Consider the following 18,628-nt stretch of genomic DNA (forward strand, 5'->3'; position numbering starts at 1 on the left):
GGACTGGGGACTGGGAGAAATTATTTGTATTTTCCCAATCACCAATCAGCAATCACCAATCACCAATCACCTACACCAATCACCTACACTACAACCATTGGACGGCTACCGGCGGAGTGACGGTCAATCACTTGGTCGATTAAGCCGTATTCTTTGGCTTCTTCTGGAGACATGAAAAAGTCGCGTTCTGTATCTTCGGCAATACGTTCAAAAGGCTGACCAGTGTGTTCGGCTAAATACTCATTCAGCTTGCGCTTGTGGTATAAAATTTCCCGTGCCTGAATTTCAATATCAGTCGCTTGACCTTGAGCGCCGCCTAAAGGTTGGTGAATCATAATCCGTGAATGAGGTAAACTCATCCTTTTACCTTTAGTACCTGCACTTAATAGGAAAGCGCCCATACTCGCTGCTAGTCCAGTACAAATGGTACAGACATCGGGGCGGATATTTTTCATGGTGTCAAAAATGCCCATCCCCGCCGTCACTGAACCACCAGGAGAGTTGATATACATATAAATGTCTTTCTCCGGGTCTTCAGAATCTAAAAACAACAATTGGGCAACTATCAGGTTAGCCAGACTGCTGTCCACCTGTTGTCCCAAAAAAATGATCCGCTCACGTAACAGCCGTGAGTAGATATCAAAGGCGCGTTCGCCTCGACCCGATTGTTCAATAACGATAGGAATCATTGAGCGTATTTGTATCTATTTGCTATTTATTCTATCTATGAGAGAGGCTGATTGTGTTGATTGTCAAATTTGGATATCTCGACAATAACAGATAAATTTTTGATCTCCTCATCATCTGCTCTGAGCAAACAGATTTTTCAATAGCAATACTCTAGAATCAAATATCTCATCGCCAAAATTTTTTTTAACAGGCACTTTTAGCGGCTGATAGCAGTCTCAAGAATTGTGGCGATGTCAAAAGTGGGAGAATTCAAAAGTTCATCATTATTAACAGATGATTAACTTACATTCTGACACTAGCTGTCTGCGTGCCTATTTATTGACCTATAACTTTAGCTTGCCTTGTGTTGGCGAATCTATATTATTTGGTCGAAATTCTTTTTCAGGTATTAGTAAATTTTTTCACAATTTTTAACCTGAACCTGGTTAATTTTCCGGACATATTTTGCAAATCCGGTAAATCGGGACTATCTGGTGTATTTAGATTAACCAATCTAAATTTAAATGCTATTTTTCAAGAGAGGAGTGCTATGCTGGAAAGACTTATGCAAGCTGCTTTAATCACTTTTTTGCTGCACCTGATCGCAGCACTAAACCCCAGTACCCAAATTCCTCGCAAGTCTGTATCACCTGTATCGGAAATTCCAGCCCCTGTTCTCGGTTCAACTATTCGTTTTTCCAAATAAAAGGTGATTGGTGATTGGTGATTGGTGACTGGGTAAAAATAACTAATAACTAATAACTAATAACTAATGACTAATGACTAATAACTAATAACTTTAAAAACGCTAGACTTGTCAGAAAATGGTGGAAAACTTTTATTATGACGAATCGCCTAGCTGACACAAAAAGCCTTTATCTCCGAAAACACGCTGAAAACCCAATTGACTGGTGGACTTGGTGTGATGAAGCATTGGAAACTGCAAGGGCGCAAAATAAACCGATTTTTCTTTCTATTGGTTACTCTAGTTGTCACTGGTGTACGGTGATGGAAGGTGAGGCGTTTTCTGATTTGGCGATCGCCCAATATATGAATGCCAATTTTCTCCCCATCAAGGTAGACAGAGAAGAAAGACCTGACCTTGATAGCATCTATATGCAAAGTTTACAAATGATGACTGGTCAAGGGGGTTGGCCTCTTAATGCTTTTCTCTCTCCTGATGATTTAGTCCCTTTTTACGCGGGTACTTATTTTCCTGTTGATCCCCGCTATGGTCGTCCGGGTTTTTTGCAGGTTTTACAAGCTTTACGCAATTACTACGATACTGAAAAAGAGGAGTTACGTCAAAGAAAAGCTGTAATTCTCGAAGCTTTACTGACATCTGCGGTGTTACAAAATGATGGCAGTCAGGAAGTAGCTGATCAAGAATTATTACAAAGGGGTTGGGAAGTTTGCACGGGGATCATTTCTCCTAAGCAGGTTGGTAATAGTTTTCCGATGATCCCCTATGGTGAGTTGGTTTTGCGGGGTTCTCGGTTTAATTATCAATCTCGGTATGATGGATTACAAGTTTCTACTCAACGGGGTTTAAATTTAGCTTTGGGGGGTATTTATGATCATGTTGCTGGTGGTTTTCATCGCTACACTGTTGATCCGACTTGGACTGTCCCCCACTTTGAAAAGATGCTTTACGATAATGGTCAGATTGTAGAATATCTGGCTGATTTGTGGAGTGCGGGAATTGAAGAACCGGCTTTTAAGCGAGCGGTGGCTGGAACTGTAAAATGGTTACAACGGGAAATGACAGCACCTAGCGGTTATTTTTATGCTGCTCAAGATGCGGATAGTTTCACTAACCCCATAGATACAGAACCGGAGGAAGGTGCTTTTTATGTCTGGAGTTATCAGGAATTACAACAACTGTTAACAACTGAAGAATTAACGGAATTAGAACAACAGTTTACTGTTAGTGTTAATGGCAATTTTGAAGGGAAAAATGTTTTACAAAGGTTACATCCTGGTGAACTGAGTGAAACTTTAGAAGTTGCTTTGAGTAAGTTGTTTACTGTGCGTTATGGTGCAACTCCTGATGCACTAGCAACTTTTCCCCCAGCGCGAGATAATCAGGAAGCGAAAATCACTAACTGGCCTGGTCGCATTCCGGCAGTGACTGATACTAAGATGATTGTAGCTTGGAATAGTTTGATGATCTCCGGTTTAGCTAGAGCAGGGGAGGTTTTTCAAGAACCTAGTTATTTGGAGTTAGCAACAACAGCGGCTAAGTTTATTTTAGATCATCAATTTGTGGATGGACGTTTTCACCGACTTAATTATGAGGGTGAAGCGACGGTATTAGCTCAATCTGAAGATTATGCTTTGTTTATTAAAGCATTGTTGGATTTACAGCAAGCGGATTTAGAAAATGCTGATTGGTTGGAAAAAGCGATCGCTCTCCAAGATGAGTTTAATGATTTTCTGTGGAGTGTAGAATTAGGAGGGTATTTCAACACATCTAGCGATAATAGTCAAGATTTAATTATCAGGGAGCGGAGTTTTGCGGATAATGCTACACCTTCAGCTAATGGGGTGGCGATCGCCAATTTAGTCAGGTTATCTTTACTTACTGATAACTTACATTATCTTGATTTAGCTGAATCAGGATTAAAAGCCTTTAAAGGTGTAATGAATGAATCTCCTCAAGGTTGTCCTAGTTTATTTACTGCTTTAGATTGGTATCGAAATTGTACATTGATTCGTAGTAACACTGAGCAAATTAAGTCATTAATGCCTAAATATCTACCCACTACCGCTTTTTCAGTTGTATCAGATTTACCAGATGGAAGTGTGGGTTTAGTGTGTCAAGGGTTGAAATGTCTTCCCGCACCAGGGAGTTTAGAGGAGTTGTTGTTACAGGTGCAAAGAAGTCAGAATAGAGGGTGACTGATGACTGGTGACTGGTGATTGGTGACAGGTGACAGTAAGAAGGGAATAGGGAATAGGGAGGAAGATTTTAGATTTTAGATTTTAGATTGGAGTTAAGAAAAACAATCCAAAATCCACAATCCAAAATCCAAAATTAATAACTCCTGACTCCTGTACGGGCGAAGCATTCGGGTGATCAATTCTCGATTTTTCCCCAATATTGTTGTCCGAATGCTTCGCCCCTACGACTCCTGACTCCTGCGGTATTTACCTTTTTCCAATCTTCCAATCTTCACCACCAGGTAACTGAGTTAAAGTTTCTGCAACCATAGCAGGTAATTCTTTAGGTGAATAGGAATAAGTTAAATTAAGGAATTGTAAAGCAGTTGCAATTAACTGTTTTCTATCTATAATTTCTCCTAGTTGGAATTGGTTATAAATACCATTCATCACTTCCAAACTAGCATCAGCGATCGCATCTTCAATCACCTCTTCCTCCATAAAACTTTCCCATTCATCTTGATTGATGTAATAGGATTTCTTATTATCTTTAATATTGATCTTTTTAATTTCTCGGATAGCATTACGAATAGATGCAGACCAAGAATTTGTTAAACGCTGTTCGATTTGATTTTTAATTAAATGAATTAACAAAATCCTTACATACGACTGGATATTGCCCAAAATAGCTTGTTTACTCATTCCTTCTAACTCGTCCACAATTGCCAAAGCATCTGCGTAACGTCCTTGTAAAATACTATTTCTGAGGTCTATTAATTCTTGGGTCATATTTGTTAACCTCTCATCTAGCTATGTTTTATATTTTAACATAAAGGTGATACAGCATTAGTCAGCAGTCACAAGTTTCAAGAAATCAGGAGATATTTAATCAGAGATGTGACTGCAAAATAAATTCATTCCCACACAGAGTATGGGAATGAGAATATTAGAAAGAAGTAAATATTAACATTAACGCAACTGTGATAACAAATTTTTCATTTGAGGAGTAGATAGAAATTTCTGAGCATCAGTAATCATACTTTGACCCCAAAAATGCTTTTTCATCCAGTGAAAATCAGCAAATTTTCTATCTAACTTTAATGCTGTTTCTGCTAACTTATAAGCCTGTTGTTGTTCTCCTTTACCATATAAAGCTACAGCTAAAGCTAAGGAGGCCTCAGCAGATTTATTGTTAATTTTAATCGCTTGTTGCCATTGTTGAATCGCTGTTTCTTTGTCTCCTTGTTCATATTTAATGAACCCTATATTATTGATAGCTGCTAAGTTGTTGACATCTATAGCAACTGCTTGATTATAATCAGACATAGCGGTGATATAATTTCCTAGTGGATAATAAATAATACATCTTTTAATGTCAGAATCCGCAAAATATGGCTCTATTTTGATACCTGTTCATAGAAAATGTACATTTTACTGAACCTTATTTAAGGTATCAATAAATATATTGATATAAATTTAATACTTATTAATACTTGATGATGAGACGTATCAATAAAGATTTTGTTCCTATGACTACATTAAGCGCCATAGTTCTTGCAGGTGGTAAAAGTTCGAGGATGGGAAAGGATAAAGCTTTGATTCCTATTCAGGGAATACCCTTATTACAAAAAGTTGGCAATGTCGCTAAAAGTTGCACGGATACTATATATATAGTTACACCTTGGCCAGAAAGATATCAACACTTACCGTTACCAGAATGTGAATTTATACAAGAAAACCCCCATAACACACAAGGACCTTTAGTGGGTTTTGTAAAAGGTTTAGAGAAAGTAAACACAGAATGGGTGTTATTATTAGCTTGCGATTTACCAAATTTGCAAGTTGAAGTGTTGCAAGATTGGGTGAAAAGATTAGATAATATAAAAGGAGAAAATATTGCTTGTTTGGTAAAAAATACCCAAGGTTGGGAACCGCTTTGTGGTTTTTATCGCAGTTCTTGTTTACCCCTAATTTTAGATTTTATTAATCAAGGAGGACGATCTTTTCAACAGTTTCTCAAATTACATCCTGTGGAAACTTTACCTTTGTCAAAATCGGATATGTTATTTAATTGTAATACTCCTGAAGATTTAGATGAAGTGACAGGTGATAGGTGACAGGTGATAGGTGACAGGTAACAGAGGTAAAAACCTTGTTTGTTGCTAGAAGTTGCTATAATTTGAAAAAATAAAATTGCCGATTCCCAAAAAATAAGAAATGAGAAATCAAAACAATATTATGCGTCATAAATCATTTTTAGTATCAATTTTTTTAAGTTTGTTTTTGTTGTCTTGTGCTACAGAAACCAGCCAAACACAAGCAGTAAAACCAGAAATTACACCAGATATTAATATTACCATTGCACAAAAATCACCTAACACATCTGTGAAAAGAGTGGTTGCGCTTTCTTCGCTGTCTGCTGATATTATTGCTGAACTAGATCAAACAAAATTAGTAGGAATTGTTGGTAGTAAGTTATTAAAAGATGATCCTCGATTTAAAGATATTCCTCAAGTTAGTCAAGGACAAAATGCACCAAACTTAGAAAAGATTGTAGCATTAAAACCAGATTTAGTAATTGGTGTAGCAGGTTTTTCTGATGTACCATTACAAAAACTGCAACAGCTAGGAATAAAAACTTTATCCACAAAAGTATATAGCTGGGAAGCTTTGGAAGAACTCACTAAAAATATTGCAGAAAAAATAGGTGCAGATCCCCAACCTTTATTAAATAGATATCAAACTTTTTTACCGGAAAAGAAAAATCAAAAAAATCAGAATCTTTCGACTTTAGTTTTAGTAAGTCGTCAACCAATTTTAGCACCAAATAAAAACAGTTGGGCAGGTGATATAGTTTCTCTGTTTGGTGCGAAAAATGTCGCCGCAGAATTACAAGGTAATAGCCCTATTGGTGGTTATGTAACACTTTCAGCCGAAAAAGTTTTAGCAGCAAATCCTGATGTTTTAATTGTGGTTAGTGCTGAAGCAACTTTGTTAGATTCTTTGAAAAAAGAGCCGTTTTGGCAGAAATTAAAAGCTACTCAAAATAATCAAGTTTATGTTTTTGATTATTACGGAATGGTGAATCCTGGCAGTATAGCTGCAATTGAAAAATCTGCTCAGGAATTAAAGAAAATCTTTTGAGTTGTATTTAATAGGAGTCAGGAGTCAGGAGTCAGGAGTCAGGAGTCAGAATATTTGTTTATGAAATAGATCCCCGACTTCTTCAAGAAGTCGGGGATCTGGGTTGATATAGAATGCTATTTTTCAGCGACAGGAATATTTTTTTGTTTTTGCATATTTCCACCCATAATACTGCGAAAATACAAGCTACCAATACTAATTAAAAACACTAAATATCCCACAGCTTGCACTATATAAAGTTTATCTCTATAGCCAAATAAAGATTTGAGAATAATACCAGGAAACTTGCTATCAGGTAAAATGTTAGCAGTATTCCAAACCATTGGACCTAAAATACAAGAGTGAATTTTAGTAAAGTGTTCATAATAAAAACAAAGATTTTCCGAGGCGCGGTTGCTGAGTGCTAAACTAGCGATCGCATCATCAAAATGTTTGAAAGCCGAAATTACTAAACCAGCGACAATTAAAACTAATAAAACGCCCATAATTTGGAAAAATTGGCGAATATTAATTTTCACACCCCATTTAAATAATAAAACCCCAATTCCTGCTGCTGTTGCTAAACCACCAAGTGCGCCTAAAGTTGGTAATAAACCTTGTTGAAAATTGGCAGCTACAAATAAGACTGTTTCAAAACCTTCCCGCACTACAGCAACTAAAATTAAACTAAAAACCCCCCATCCAGCATTTGAATTTTGTGTTAATGCTTCGTTAACTGCACCTTCAACTTGAGATTTCATAAATCTGGCTTGTTTTGTCATCCAGATTAGCATCCAACTCAGCATAATGATTGCTAAAATACTAAATACACCTTCTAATGTTGGTTCAACTACAGAGGTGTATTGAGGATTTATAGAACCTAAAAATTTAATGATTCCAGTGAATAAAACGCCAATTAAAGCACTAACAATAATACCAACTCCAACACCTGCATATACCCATGAGTTGAGTTGAGATTGTTTGGCTTTTTGCAATAAAGCGAGGACAATACCCACAACTAGGGCAGCTTCTACACCTTCTCGGAGAGTAATAACAAAAGTAGGTAATGCAATACTAAAATTCATTTTTATTAGTGGTTATGAACGCTTGATCACTATTCTTGATTGTGTAAAAAATTGAGAACTATCAAATTTCTTTTTTCTTTGCTCGTTCCTACACATAGTATAGAAACGAACGAAAGAAAAGAAACTAAAAAGCTGAATCTTGACTCCTCGAAATATTAGCTGAAATCGCGTAACATTTTCTTGAGTTCTAAATTATGTAACTCTTCTTGTCCGATCATGCCACGGGCAAATTCTTCCAAATAAATACTAGCATCTTCAACTGTATTTAGTAGAGTTTTATACATATCCAATGCTTTCTTTTCATGGGATAAACTTTCTTCCAAAATGTCTTTGACTGTATGTTTGAAAGTTTCTTCCATTTGGGCAATTCTCAAGGTAGGATGTCCATCTAAACCGGTGAGAATTTCTCCTACTTGTTGGGCATGAAGTAATGATTCACTGGCTTGGGCTTTGAAAAAAGCGACAATAGGTAAGCGGTTTGGTCCTGTTACCATTAGGGAATAATGAGTGTAGCGAACAACGCCAGCTAGTTCAAATTCCATGATGGCGTTGAGGATGTCAATGGTTTTTTGGTGGTCGAGTTCTCGCATCAGTTGTTAAGATGAGCAAAATTAAATTTGGAGAGGATTTTAGTGAGTAGCTATACACTTTTTATCTTAGTTTAATGTAGATAATTTTTTTAGTGTTTCACTTTTCACTATTTCCTCTATTTTCACTTATTTTAAGCTGTTTTTTGTGGATGTCCAATGGTGTGCAAATACTAACTTTGTGCTTTGGTGTTAGTTTGAGATAGCACTTTTTGAGTGTTTTCCTCTATGGTTTTTACCATTTTGGTAACATCTTCAGGGTTTTTGACTGCTTGTGCAGGTGGAATAACAGTAGGCCAAACTTTTAATAGTTCTGTGAAAGCTGTATCTATGGCTTTGTGTGCTTCTGGGTTTGCTTGAGCCATTTGTCCAGAAATTCCTTGATATAGTTCATGGGAATAGACAACAAAACCACGAGAGTCTTGATATTCTATTGGTTCGGTAATTTTACCTTTTGCTACTGCTGCTCCATATTCGGCGTTAGCTGCGTCTAATAAACCATTAATTACTTTTAACACAAATTCTGGTTTTGAGCGTTCTTGAGTTGGTAATGCGGCGATCGCACTATCCACAGATGCCATAGAATTGGTAAAATTATCTTTGATTTTAGCATCTTGAGAATTAGATTTTACCAAGTTAGTCAAATTCACTAAATTAGTTTTAAATTCTTTGACTTTGCGTTCATTAAGTTGTTCTTCTACATCAACATAAATCTCCTCAACTGGATGTCCTATATGGGGTTCGGCTTGTTTGGGTTGATTTTGTGCTAACAATTCTTGTGCTACTAAAAGATGTCCTTTCATTAATGCCAATTTTGTCATGTAATCTACATCTTTGGCTTCTCCTGTGAGTACAACTTCTTCAACTGTCACCATGTCTTTAATTTGCTCAAACTGTGCTTGAGTAATTACTTTTTTGGTGACTAAATCTTCTGGTGAACTGTAGGGACGACTGGCTTGTATTTTATTAGATAAAGCGGGTACACCAAGTTGAGCTTCAAATTTGTCTAACTCGGACAAAATAGCATCATTAATATTAATTTTGGCTTTCCCACTATGACTACTGTGGGCGCTGGCTTGCGTCACTGCTGGGGTTGAAGTCGTTTCTGCGGTGGGGGTATTCCCCGCACAAGAACCAAGGGTAACAATCACACAAGCCACTATTGATAATAATATGTAACGTGATTTAATCATTGATTTGCTCCTGGAGAGGCTAAAACCCAATAATGGACAAATTTACAGAATTGACTGGTGAGTATAATTAAAAGTAATTTGCATTAGTAATTATATTTTTTTTAGCATAAATGACAAATTATAGTAACTATTTTTAACCAGCAAAAGTATAGTTTAATCATTTCTTAACCAAGTGTTAGGTAAGTTCCATGACTTACAAATTTCTGTCACCTGTCACCTGTCACTTGCGATAACTTCAAACTGTCCCATACATCCATTTTCAGCGATCGCATCTTGATGGGGATGAAACATATACTTACCCGGATAACGAAACGCAAATTCTAAAATGTGTCTTTCTGCTACACCCATTGTTAAAACATCTGTCTTTTCGCTGGGAGTCATCGTCATCCCCGAACGATAAACATCAAAAAAGTTAGCGTGTAAATGGAAGGTGACAGCAGGATCAAACTCAATAATATTCAAAACATAAGCTCTAATTAATTGATTTTGATAAAGTTGAATAGGATGGTGCATATAATGATGAGGCAAGCCATTAAATGCGTAATACTCATTTTTGTTATCATCATTTATGTCATATCCAGACATAATTAAAATAATTTCATCAGCAGGAGGACGGGGTTGAGGCGGATCAATAATAAACATTCCATATAAACCCTTAGCAATGTGACGAGTTACAGGTGCAATATGACAGTGATACAAATGCACACCATAGGGTTCTGCATCAAATTCATAGATAGTTGCTTTACCATTACTCACAGGTTTTACACCATCCATTTCTGCGGGATGCACTCCATGAAAATGCAGAGAATGGGAATGTCCAGCCTTATTGAGAAATAATACTCTTATTCGTTCCCCTACTTTTGCTCTTAACGTCGGTCCAGGAATACGGCCATTTAAATCCCAAATATTGTAAGATACCGCATTATTTAGCTGAATGGTGGAAGTACCTGCTATTAACTCAAATTCTCGAATAGTCCGCCCATTTTCCTGCTTTAATGTCCCATAATCAAAGTTTCTCAGCACCTGCATGGGTTGAGTAGCACTATTAGCAGCATGATTAGATGCTTCCATTGCCATTGGGGGAAATTTAACACGGGCATTATTTTTGGCATTTAGAAACTGTAATAATGCAGATGCACCAATTACGCCACCGCCAAATATGCCCATTGTTATCAGTTGGCGGCGATTTAAAAGTATATTTTTACTCCGACTAAAGTTTTCAGACATTTTTCAGACATGAGGTGATGAGGAGGGAACACAAACAAGAAATTGCAAATTATTTGCAATTACCATTAGTTATAGTATAGGAATCAGGAATTATTGTCAATAATTATGTAAACTATCGAGAAATACAGGGCATAGGTGAAAATCAAGAAATTTGGCGAATATAATTCGCTACTATGCTTTTTACCCTTTTTGGGTAATTTTGATTGGTAATTTTTAACTCTTGCCTTTTGCAAGACAGCTTTTTGCCACCCGTGATGAAGAATACCGATATACCCGAAAATGATATCATATTTTACTAATTTTCACTATTGGTTCAGGTTAACTTCTAGACAAATCACTCACTATCAGGTAAGCTAGTATGAGTGATTTCCACAGGGGGCTGTGAGAAATTATCTATATCTTTATCATCACCCAAGTTAGACTTTTCAAACATCCTCTGAAATTGTCTTTTTTAACGTCTGGTTTCAGTCTATTGATCAGGTTAATTTGTAGGTTGGACAATGCAAACATCAGGGAAAAATAGTTATCAAAAATTACTTTATCAAATAAGTAATCAAATTTTTAACTTAATGGGAAAATTGTTAGTGAAAGAATGGGATAAAAGACTGTTAGGTTTATCCCAACTTCCGGTTAAATCTGTGATTGATATTGGTGCAAATGAAGGTCAATTTGCCCGCAGAATTATCAAGATTTTTCCTGATGCGTATATTTATTCATTTGAACCTTTAAATATTCCTTTTCAACAGTTATCCCAATTAGCAAATCACCATCCTCAAAAAATTACCGCTTTTAATCTAGCTTTGGGTGATAGTATTCAACCTGTTGAAATTTACAGTCATTTATATTTTAATCCATCTTCTTCTATTTTACCAACTACTCAACTATGTGAAACAGTGTATCCAATGGTAAAAAAACAAGAGAAAATCCTCAATCTGTTTATGGTAACATAATTACCGTGAAAAATGGCAATATTTCACCAGCCAAAATTCACACAATTTGTCAACCTTTTTATCAAGCTTCTCTGATTGATCTTTTGGTTCATCAGTTAGTTTCCAGATAGTTAACCATAAACACTGCAAATTCCTGACTGATTAAATCAATCAGGAATTAACATTTACAAAAATAAACAATAAATATACAAATATTCATAATTTAATAAATAAATACAAATTTGGATGTATTTTTTATTATAAAAATTTTCCAAATCCCTGCCAAAACATCCTCCAATGGGGCATTGTAAATATAGGGGAAATTTAGTTTCCTATAAATTTAGAATTGTCATGCTATCTTTTGCAGTTGTAATTCTATTGCTGAAATTAGTGTAAAAAAAAGCGAAAAACAAGGATTTTCATGCATATACCAGATGGATTTATTTCTGTTCCAGTAGCAGCAGCTACAAGTTTAGCCAGTGGAGCAGCTTTATTTGTGTCCTTTGGGCGATCGCAAACAGCTTTTGGTGTTCGTCGCGCTCCCGTATTAGGATTAACCACAGCCTTTATTTTTGCCGCCCAAATGATTAATTTTCCCGTAGCGGGAGGTACTAGCGGACACCTGTGCGGCGGTGCTTTAGCGGTGATTATGTTAGGTAGTCCTTGGGCAGCAATGTTATGTATAGCAACAGTTTTAATAATTCAAGCAGTGCTATTTGCTGATGGTGGTATTACTGCCTTGGGTGCAAATATTTTAAACTTGGGAGTAATCAGTGTTTGGGTAGCTTGGTTCTTAACCCAGACCTTACAGCGACTACTGGGTGGTTCTAAAGGGCGTTTACCCCTAGCCGCAGGTATAGCAGCAGGTGTTAGTGTAGTTGCAGCAGCTATAGCTTGTGCTATTCAGTTAGCCCTTTCTGGGACAGCACCAGCGAATATAGTTTTACCTGCAATGACAGGTGTACATATTTTGATCGGTGTAGGTGAAGGCTTAATTACTGGTGGTGTGTTAGCCTATTTAGCCACAGCACGTCCAGACTTGTTACCAGGAGAAGAAGAGAAATTTGGAGGCTGGTTGATACCAGTGGTGAGTATTTTCCTAGTTGCAGGTGTTTTATCTTTATTTGCTTCCGCTTGGCCAGATGGGTTAGAAAGAGTAGCAGAAAACTTGGATTTTATCAACAAAGCCGAAGAAGTCAGAGTTGTAGTACCAACACCCTTAGCTGATTATGAAATTCAAGGTTTAGGACCAATTGGTACAAGTATTACTGGTTGGGTAGGTGCGACAGCTTGCTTTGCTGTGGCTTTTGGCATTGCTAAAGTGATGAAACCTAAAAATGCTTAACATTTCCTTGGCATTACGCTTGCAATTATCCCTGATCATTGTGATTGGGGCAGCTTTTTTAAAGCCTCATAGCTGGTCAAATTTGCTGGTATATGGTGCGATCGCACTTTTGTGGGTATTTATATTCCGGGTTTCTATTCGCAAATTAGGGAGTTTACTAGGTGCAGAATTGATTTTTCTGTCATTGGTAGCGTTACCCTTGGGGTGGGAAAAAGCAAGTTTTTTACTGGTGCGATCGCTAATTTGTTTAATAGTCATGAATAGCTTTTTACTCACCTTACCCCCCCACAGTTTTGGCATCGCCCTTAAAGGTTTACCCGTACCCGCCCCATTAAAGGAAAATTTGCTCCTAGCTGGGCAATATCTAGAAATTTTACTCTCAGAATTAGCCAGAATGCAGCGTAGCGCCCAACTACGAGGTTTAAATGGTGCTGGGGGATGGTTACGTTATGCCAGTGCAGCTATGATCGGCTCTTTGTATCTGCGTACTTTAGACAGAGCAGAACGAGTTTATGGGGCAATGATCACTCGTGGTTACAATGGTCAACTACCTATAGACTCTACCCTTAACCCAAAAGAACGTTTTACACTAATCTTAGTCGTCATTATTGCTGCTTGTATCACCGTCAGTTCCTATTTTTAATACACCAGGAAACAGGAAGGGGAGATGGGTAGATGGGGAGGAAAGGGAAGTTAATAACCCAATCACCAATCACCAATCACCAATCACCAATCACCTATATTTGAGTTGTGAATCTTGACATCCTTAACTTCTCATCCCCAAACTTTTATCTTTCATCCTCATACCTCTGTCGTTGAGGTGAAAAATCTGGTGTATGCCTACTCACACCAGCAACCCGTATTAAAAGATATTTCCTTTACCTTAAATGCAGGCGATCGCGTCGCTTTGATGGGTGCAACAGGTTCAGGAAAAAGCACTCTCCTAGAAAATCTCATTGGTTTAAAACACCCTCAAAGTGGCACAATTTCTATTAACGGCATTCCCGTAGAACCAAATACGTTCCCCCAAATACGCAGACACATCGGTTTTACTTTTCAAGATGCCAATGATCAATTATTTATGCCGACAATTTTGGAAGATGTTACCTTTGGACCACGCAACTATGGTATTTCACCAGCAGTAGCAACGGACAAAGCACGACAATTATTAGCTGATTTTGGTTTAGAAGAATATGCTCACCGTTCCGCACACGAACTTTCTGGAGGACAAAGACGTTTAGCTGCCCTAGCATCAATATTAGCTCTAGACCCAGCAATTCTGATTTTAGATGAACCAACCAACGGACTTGATCCTGCATGGCGACGACATTTAGCCCAAGTATTACTAAAGTTGCCTGTGCAGGTAATATTAATTGCTTCCCATGACTTACAGTGGTTAGGGAAAGTGACCCAACGTGCTTTAGTCCTTTCAGGTGGTCAAATTCATATAGACAGCCAGATCCATCCGCTATTACAAGATGGCAAAACCTTGGATCAGTTAGGTTTACCAGTAGACTGGTGATGAGGTTGACACTCTCCGGGCTAAAGCCACGGAGATTCTACATTCTACGTCAGAATTTGCTTGAGATATTTGTCTATGCTTTTTGGAACTATGAAATTAACATAAGTTTACTTTTTACTAAGAATTGTCGTATATTTTTAATATTTGACACAAAAGGAGTTAATAATGCTTACGTCGGAGGCACAAAAGCCGCTGACAATTCCGCCCAAAGAACTTTTAGCACCTCCTGGGGATTTTAATCCCACAATGTTGCTATTTTTTACAGTAGTGACAATGTTGGTATTTTCCAACTTTGGTTATTGGGTATGGGAATGGCCGCATTGGCTATGTTTTAGCATTAACACTCTGGCTTTACACTGTTCTGGGACGATTATTCATGATGCTTGTCATCAGTCCGCCCATCGTAACCGGGTGATTAATGCGATGTTAGGGCATGGTAGCGCCCTGATTTTGGCTTTTGCTTTTCCAGTATTTACACGAGTACATCTTCAGCATCATGGTAACGTCAATCACCCCAAAGACGACCCAGATCATTACGTTTCTACGGGTGGTCCATTATGGTTGATAGCGGTGAGGTTTTTGTACCATGAAGTATTTTTCTTTCAACGGCGATTGTGGCGCAAATATGAGCTACTAGAATGGTTTATTAGCCGTTTGATTGTAGTTTCTATTGTTTATATTTCCGTCCAATATCACTTTTTGGGCTATATTCTCAATTTTTGGTTTATTCCAGCGTTTATAGTGGGAATAGGACTAGGGTTATTTTTTGATTATTTACCCCATCGTCCCTTTGTAGAACGCGATCGCTGGAAAAATGCCCGCGTATATCCTGGTAAAATTCTCAACATCCTGATTTTAGGACAGAATTACCACCTCATTCATCATTTGTGGCCTTCAATTCCTTGGTATAATTACCAACCCACTTACTATTTGATGAAACCGCTGTTAGATGAAAAAGGTAGTCCTCAGACTTCAGGGTTATTGCAGAAAAAGGACTTCTTTGAGTTTGTCTATGATATTTTCATAGGTATTCGCTTTCATCACCACAAAGAATAGGTAAATTTTTAAGGTGGGTTAACGACTGTTTAACCCACTAATATAAATAGGGTTTGCTGAAAAAGTCCCTTCGTTGAGGCAGGGAATAGGGAATAGGGAATAGGGAATAGTTTTAGCTAGGGGTTGCTGAGAAAGTCTTTCCGTGAGGGCATAGGAGTCAGGAGTCAGGAGTCAGGAGTCAGGAGTCAGGAGGAGATTTGAAAATTTCTTTGCCATCTCTTGAAATCCCAAAAAATGCACACTTTCTCCGGTATACCCTTCAAAACCCTTGCACTAATTTCTGTGTTTATCAGCCTCTAACCTTTGATATATCAAGGTTTTAGGTTTATTCAGCAAACCCTAGCTATCTGTTATCCCCAGATTTTCTAATTTATCAGACCCAAAATGCACAGTTTTTAAGGTATACCCTTCAAAAATCTTGCACTTTCTTTCCTCCTGATCAGCCTCAAACCTTTGATTTACGAGTATTTTGGGTTTATTCAGCAAGCCCTAAATAAATTCAATGTTGATTTTTCTCAATATTAAAATGAATCTGACGATCAAAACAGAATCTTCAACCTAGCATTTGCTAACTCTCAAATTCTTCATCGTCAGATTTATAAATCAGTCAAATTACAAGAACAGAAAGCTTCAAAAAAGCGGTAGAAATTAAAAATTAAAACAGATAATTGTTGGGTTTTAATTTTCAATTTTCAATTTTCAATTTTTAATTCTTTACGGTGTTCCCACCGCACCAGAATAAACCAAACCCCGCTGCATATCCAAAGTCAAAATTGACCCATCTTTTATTACCTGCGTCGCTTCCTTCACACCAACAATAACAGGTACACCAAGACGTAAACCAATTACTGCTGCGTGACTATTGAGACTTTCATCTTCAGTAATAATCCCACTAGCCTTGCGAATCGCATCAACAAAATCAACGCCTGTACTCGATGCCACCAAAATATCACCATGATTAAAATGAGTCGCATCTATACCAGTACGCACAACCCTAGCGCGACCACTGACAGAACCTTGTCCTAAACCAATACCTTGACCTAGTACCGCTGTCACCACTTCCACTTTAATCAAATCTGTTGACCCAGAAACACCTTGCAGTGTACCAGCAGTCATCACCACCAAATCACCCTCACTCAACAGGTTTTTTTCCTGGGCTACATTAATAGCAGCTTGGAAGGTTTGACCAGTAGAAGGTAAATCTAACACCAACAACGGTTTTACACCCCAAACCATCTGCAACTGTCGCGCCACATTGACATGGGGTGTGATGGCTAAAATTGGCGTTTTCGGACGGTATTTAGAAACATTCCGCGCAGTTGCTCCCGTTTGTGTCAAAGTCATAATTGCTGCTGCACCTAAATTCTCAGCAATTTGACCAACTGCTTGACTGATAGCATTAGGAATAGAACGTTTATCATCTCGCGTCAAACGGGAAGGATGTTCTGCTTCTTCCTGTTCAATGCGTTCAGCAATTCTCGCCATAGTTGCTACCGCTTCCACAGGATAACTACCTACAGCAGTTTCATTGGAAAGCATCACCGCATCCGTACCATCTAAAATCGCGTTAGCCACATCAGACACTTCTGCACGGGTAGGACGGGGGTTGCTGACCATGCTATCTAACATTTGGGTAGCGGTAATGATGGGAATACCCAAACGGTTAGCAGTAGCAATTAACCGCTTTTGCAACACAGGTACATCTTCTGCTGGCAATTCTACCCCTAAATCACCTCTAGCCACCATCACCCCATCACACAAAGATAGAACCGCTTCCATTTGTTCTATCGCTTCGTGTTTTTCAATTTTGGCAACTACAGGAACATTTTTCCCGGTACTGGTAATTAACTCTTTAATTTCGATAATATCCTGGGGATTGCGAACAAAGGAAAGTGCTATCCAGTCTACACCTTGATCTAGACCAAACATCAGATCCTCGCGGTCTTTGTCGGTCATGGCTTTGATGGATAAGTAAACTCCCGGAAAATTAACGCCTTTATTGTTAGAAAGTTTACCTGCAACTGTCACCCGACAATGTAAATCACCTTTATCGCGGTTAATTTCCTCAACAACCATTTCTACCCGGCCGTCATCGAGGAGAATTTTGGAACCGACGGGGACTTCTTCTGCTAAATAATCGTAGGTAACGCAGCTAATTTCTTGAGTTCCTACCACTGGGCGGTTTGTTAAAGTGAAGCGATCGCCCTTAGACAACATGATAAAACCATTTTCAAATTGTCCCAAGCGAATTTTTGGACCTTGCAAATCTTGTAAAATTGCTACAGGTCTATTCAGTTCAAAAGCGGTTTGTCTAATTAACCGGATACTGCGCTGATGGTCAGCATGAGTGCCGTGGGAAAAATTTAATCGCAGTGTCGTTGCACCCGCTTCAATAATTGCTTTCAGCATTTCTGGACTACTGGTAGCAGGTCCAACAGTAGCAACAATTTTGGTTCGGCGCAGAGAATCTCTTAGTTGCGTCATGGGCGGATTTTAGAATTTTTTGGTTCTATCTGGGAAATAATGGTAAATTAAGCAGTCAATTCTTTTCAGTCACTGCTATATCAATGTCAATTAATATCAAAAGCAGTGAAAGTGGGGGTGAAGTATAGATTTGATTTCGTACAGTTAGTAACTTTATAGAAAAATCTCCTCAAGCCACTTCCTCTAATCAGCAAGACTTCGGTTAAATCTTACTATACAGAATCCGCAGAAAAAAGTTAGAAATAACTCAGGATTAAGTTATAGACAAGTCAAGAGTTAATTTTACTTCTCAACAGACCTGATAGACACTTCCAGCTTGTCTAACCTGTAATCTTGGATGTGATTAGCAGCAATCACAAGAAAATTGCCGAAAGGCACGGAAGCCACTTGGCTATCTTACAGTGGAGGAAGTTCCAACGGCGAATTAATTCGCCGTGATGGTATAATCAAGGGGCGAGTAAGAATAACCATCTGCACGAAGAAGTATTTTGATCAGGAGAAACCCCTGATTTATCTCTCTCGGCT

General features: G+C 38.0%; 17 protein-coding genes. 9 read left to right on the forward strand and 8 right to left on the reverse strand.

The genetic code is table 11. From position 1 onward, the window contains the following. Positions 1 to 83: 83 nt before the first annotated feature. Entirely contained in the window at positions 84 to 689 is a 606-nt protein-coding gene (clpP, locus tag H5968_RS08840; protein ID WP_096565355.1) for an ATP-dependent Clp endopeptidase proteolytic subunit ClpP, read from the reverse strand. A 530-nt stretch (positions 690 to 1,219) separates the two neighbouring features. Here clpP and H5968_RS08845 point away from each other — a divergent pair. Together H5968_RS08845 and H5968_RS08850 are read left to right on the forward strand one after the other, a co-directional pair. Further along, positions 1,220 to 1,375 carry a hypothetical protein gene (locus H5968_RS08845; RefSeq protein WP_187039651.1) on the forward strand — a complete coding sequence of 52 codons (156 nt, stop codon included), beginning with the start codon at positions 1,220 to 1,222 and terminating at the stop codon, positions 1,373 to 1,375. Positions 1,376 to 1,512: 137 nt separating this feature from the next. Further along, the gene (locus H5968_RS08850) at positions 1,513 to 3,570 is read left to right on the forward strand and encodes a thioredoxin domain-containing protein (RefSeq protein WP_187039652.1); all 2,058 of its coding nucleotides are present in this window, start codon (positions 1,513 to 1,515) and stop codon (positions 3,568 to 3,570) included. Between the two features lie 249 nt (positions 3,571 to 3,819). Here H5968_RS08850 and H5968_RS08855 read toward each other — a convergent pair whose 3' ends face one another. Both H5968_RS08855 and H5968_RS08860 read right to left on the reverse strand, forming a co-directional pair. After that, positions 3,820 to 4,341, reverse strand: a complete 522-nt coding sequence (locus H5968_RS08855; RefSeq protein WP_137667677.1) for a DUF29 family protein — start codon at positions 4,339 to 4,341, stop codon at positions 3,820 to 3,822. 180 nt (positions 4,342 to 4,521) lie between these two features. Continuing rightward, positions 4,522 to 4,878 (reverse strand): tetratricopeptide repeat protein, encoded by a 357-nt coding sequence (locus H5968_RS08860; RefSeq protein ID WP_096565363.1) that lies wholly within the window; start codon positions 4,876 to 4,878, stop codon positions 4,522 to 4,524. Positions 4,879 to 5,081: 203 nt separating this feature from the next. Between H5968_RS08860 and H5968_RS08865 the strand changes: the two genes are divergently transcribed. Both H5968_RS08865 and H5968_RS08870 read left to right on the forward strand, forming a co-directional pair. Beyond that, positions 5,082 to 5,669 carry a molybdenum cofactor guanylyltransferase gene (locus tag H5968_RS08865; RefSeq protein WP_187039653.1) on the forward strand — a complete coding sequence of 196 codons (588 nt, stop codon included), beginning with the start codon at positions 5,082 to 5,084 and terminating at the stop codon, positions 5,667 to 5,669. Positions 5,670 to 5,769: 100 nt separating this feature from the next. After that, positions 5,770 to 6,696, forward strand: a complete 927-nt coding sequence (locus H5968_RS08870; protein WP_255427088.1) for an ABC transporter substrate-binding protein — start codon at positions 5,770 to 5,772, stop codon at positions 6,694 to 6,696. A gap of 116 nt (positions 6,697 to 6,812) precedes the next feature. Here H5968_RS08870 and H5968_RS08875 read toward each other — a convergent pair whose 3' ends face one another. The 4 genes from H5968_RS08875 to H5968_RS08890 form a co-directional block, all read right to left on the reverse strand. Next, on the reverse strand, positions 6,813 to 7,760 hold the full coding sequence (locus H5968_RS08875) for an FTR1 family protein (RefSeq protein ID WP_187039654.1): 948 nt from the start codon (positions 7,758 to 7,760) through the stop codon (positions 6,813 to 6,815). Positions 7,761 to 7,915: 155 nt separating this feature from the next. Then, a complete protein-coding gene (locus H5968_RS08880) occupies positions 7,916 to 8,350 on the reverse strand; it encodes a bacterioferritin (protein ID WP_187039655.1) in 435 nt (144 codons plus the stop codon). 170 nt (positions 8,351 to 8,520) lie between these two features. Beyond that, complete coding sequence (locus H5968_RS08885; RefSeq protein ID WP_187039656.1) at positions 8,521 to 9,540, reverse strand: helix-hairpin-helix domain-containing protein; 1,020 nt, start codon at positions 9,538 to 9,540, stop codon at positions 8,521 to 8,523. A gap of 213 nt (positions 9,541 to 9,753) precedes the next feature. After that, positions 9,754 to 10,767, reverse strand: a complete 1,014-nt coding sequence (locus H5968_RS08890; protein ID WP_187039657.1) for a multicopper oxidase domain-containing protein — start codon at positions 10,765 to 10,767, stop codon at positions 9,754 to 9,756. Positions 10,768 to 11,267: 500 nt separating this feature from the next. Between H5968_RS08890 and H5968_RS08895 the strand changes: the two genes are divergently transcribed. The 5 genes from H5968_RS08895 (at position 11,268) to crtR (ending at position 15,619) form a co-directional block, all read left to right on the forward strand. Beyond that, positions 11,268 to 11,717: an FkbM family methyltransferase gene (locus tag H5968_RS08895; RefSeq protein WP_187039658.1), complete on the forward strand. Its 450-nt coding sequence runs from the start codon at positions 11,268 to 11,270 to the stop codon at positions 11,715 to 11,717. Between the two features lie 400 nt (positions 11,718 to 12,117). After that, positions 12,118 to 13,041 carry an energy-coupling factor ABC transporter permease gene (locus H5968_RS08900; RefSeq protein ID WP_187039659.1) on the forward strand — a complete coding sequence of 308 codons (924 nt, stop codon included), beginning with the start codon at positions 12,118 to 12,120 and terminating at the stop codon, positions 13,039 to 13,041. Then, entirely contained in the window at positions 13,034 to 13,684 is a 651-nt protein-coding gene (locus H5968_RS08905) for an energy-coupling factor transporter transmembrane protein EcfT (RefSeq protein WP_096565378.1), read from the forward strand. The genes H5968_RS08900 and H5968_RS08905 overlap by 8 nt, the downstream gene beginning before the upstream one ends. Positions 13,685 to 13,798: 114 nt before the next feature. Then, a complete protein-coding gene (locus tag H5968_RS08910; protein WP_187039660.1) occupies positions 13,799 to 14,563 on the forward strand; it encodes an energy-coupling factor ABC transporter ATP-binding protein in 765 nt (254 codons plus the stop codon). A gap of 165 nt (positions 14,564 to 14,728) precedes the next feature. Next, positions 14,729 to 15,619, forward strand: a complete 891-nt coding sequence (gene crtR, locus H5968_RS08915) for a beta-carotene hydroxylase (protein ID WP_096565382.1) — start codon at positions 14,729 to 14,731, stop codon at positions 15,617 to 15,619. Positions 15,620 to 16,333: 714 nt separating this feature from the next. On the opposite strand, the gene pyk is transcribed toward crtR, so the two are convergent. Then, on the reverse strand, positions 16,334 to 18,103 hold the full coding sequence (gene pyk / locus H5968_RS08920) for a pyruvate kinase (protein ID WP_187039661.1): 1,770 nt from the start codon (positions 18,101 to 18,103) through the stop codon (positions 16,334 to 16,336). Between the last annotated feature and the right edge of the window lie 525 nt (positions 18,104 to 18,628).

Source organism: Sphaerospermopsis sp. LEGE 00249, assembly GCF_014299995.1.
Classification (GTDB): domain Bacteria; phylum Cyanobacteriota; class Cyanobacteriia; order Cyanobacteriales; family Nostocaceae; genus Sphaerospermopsis; species Sphaerospermopsis kisseleviana.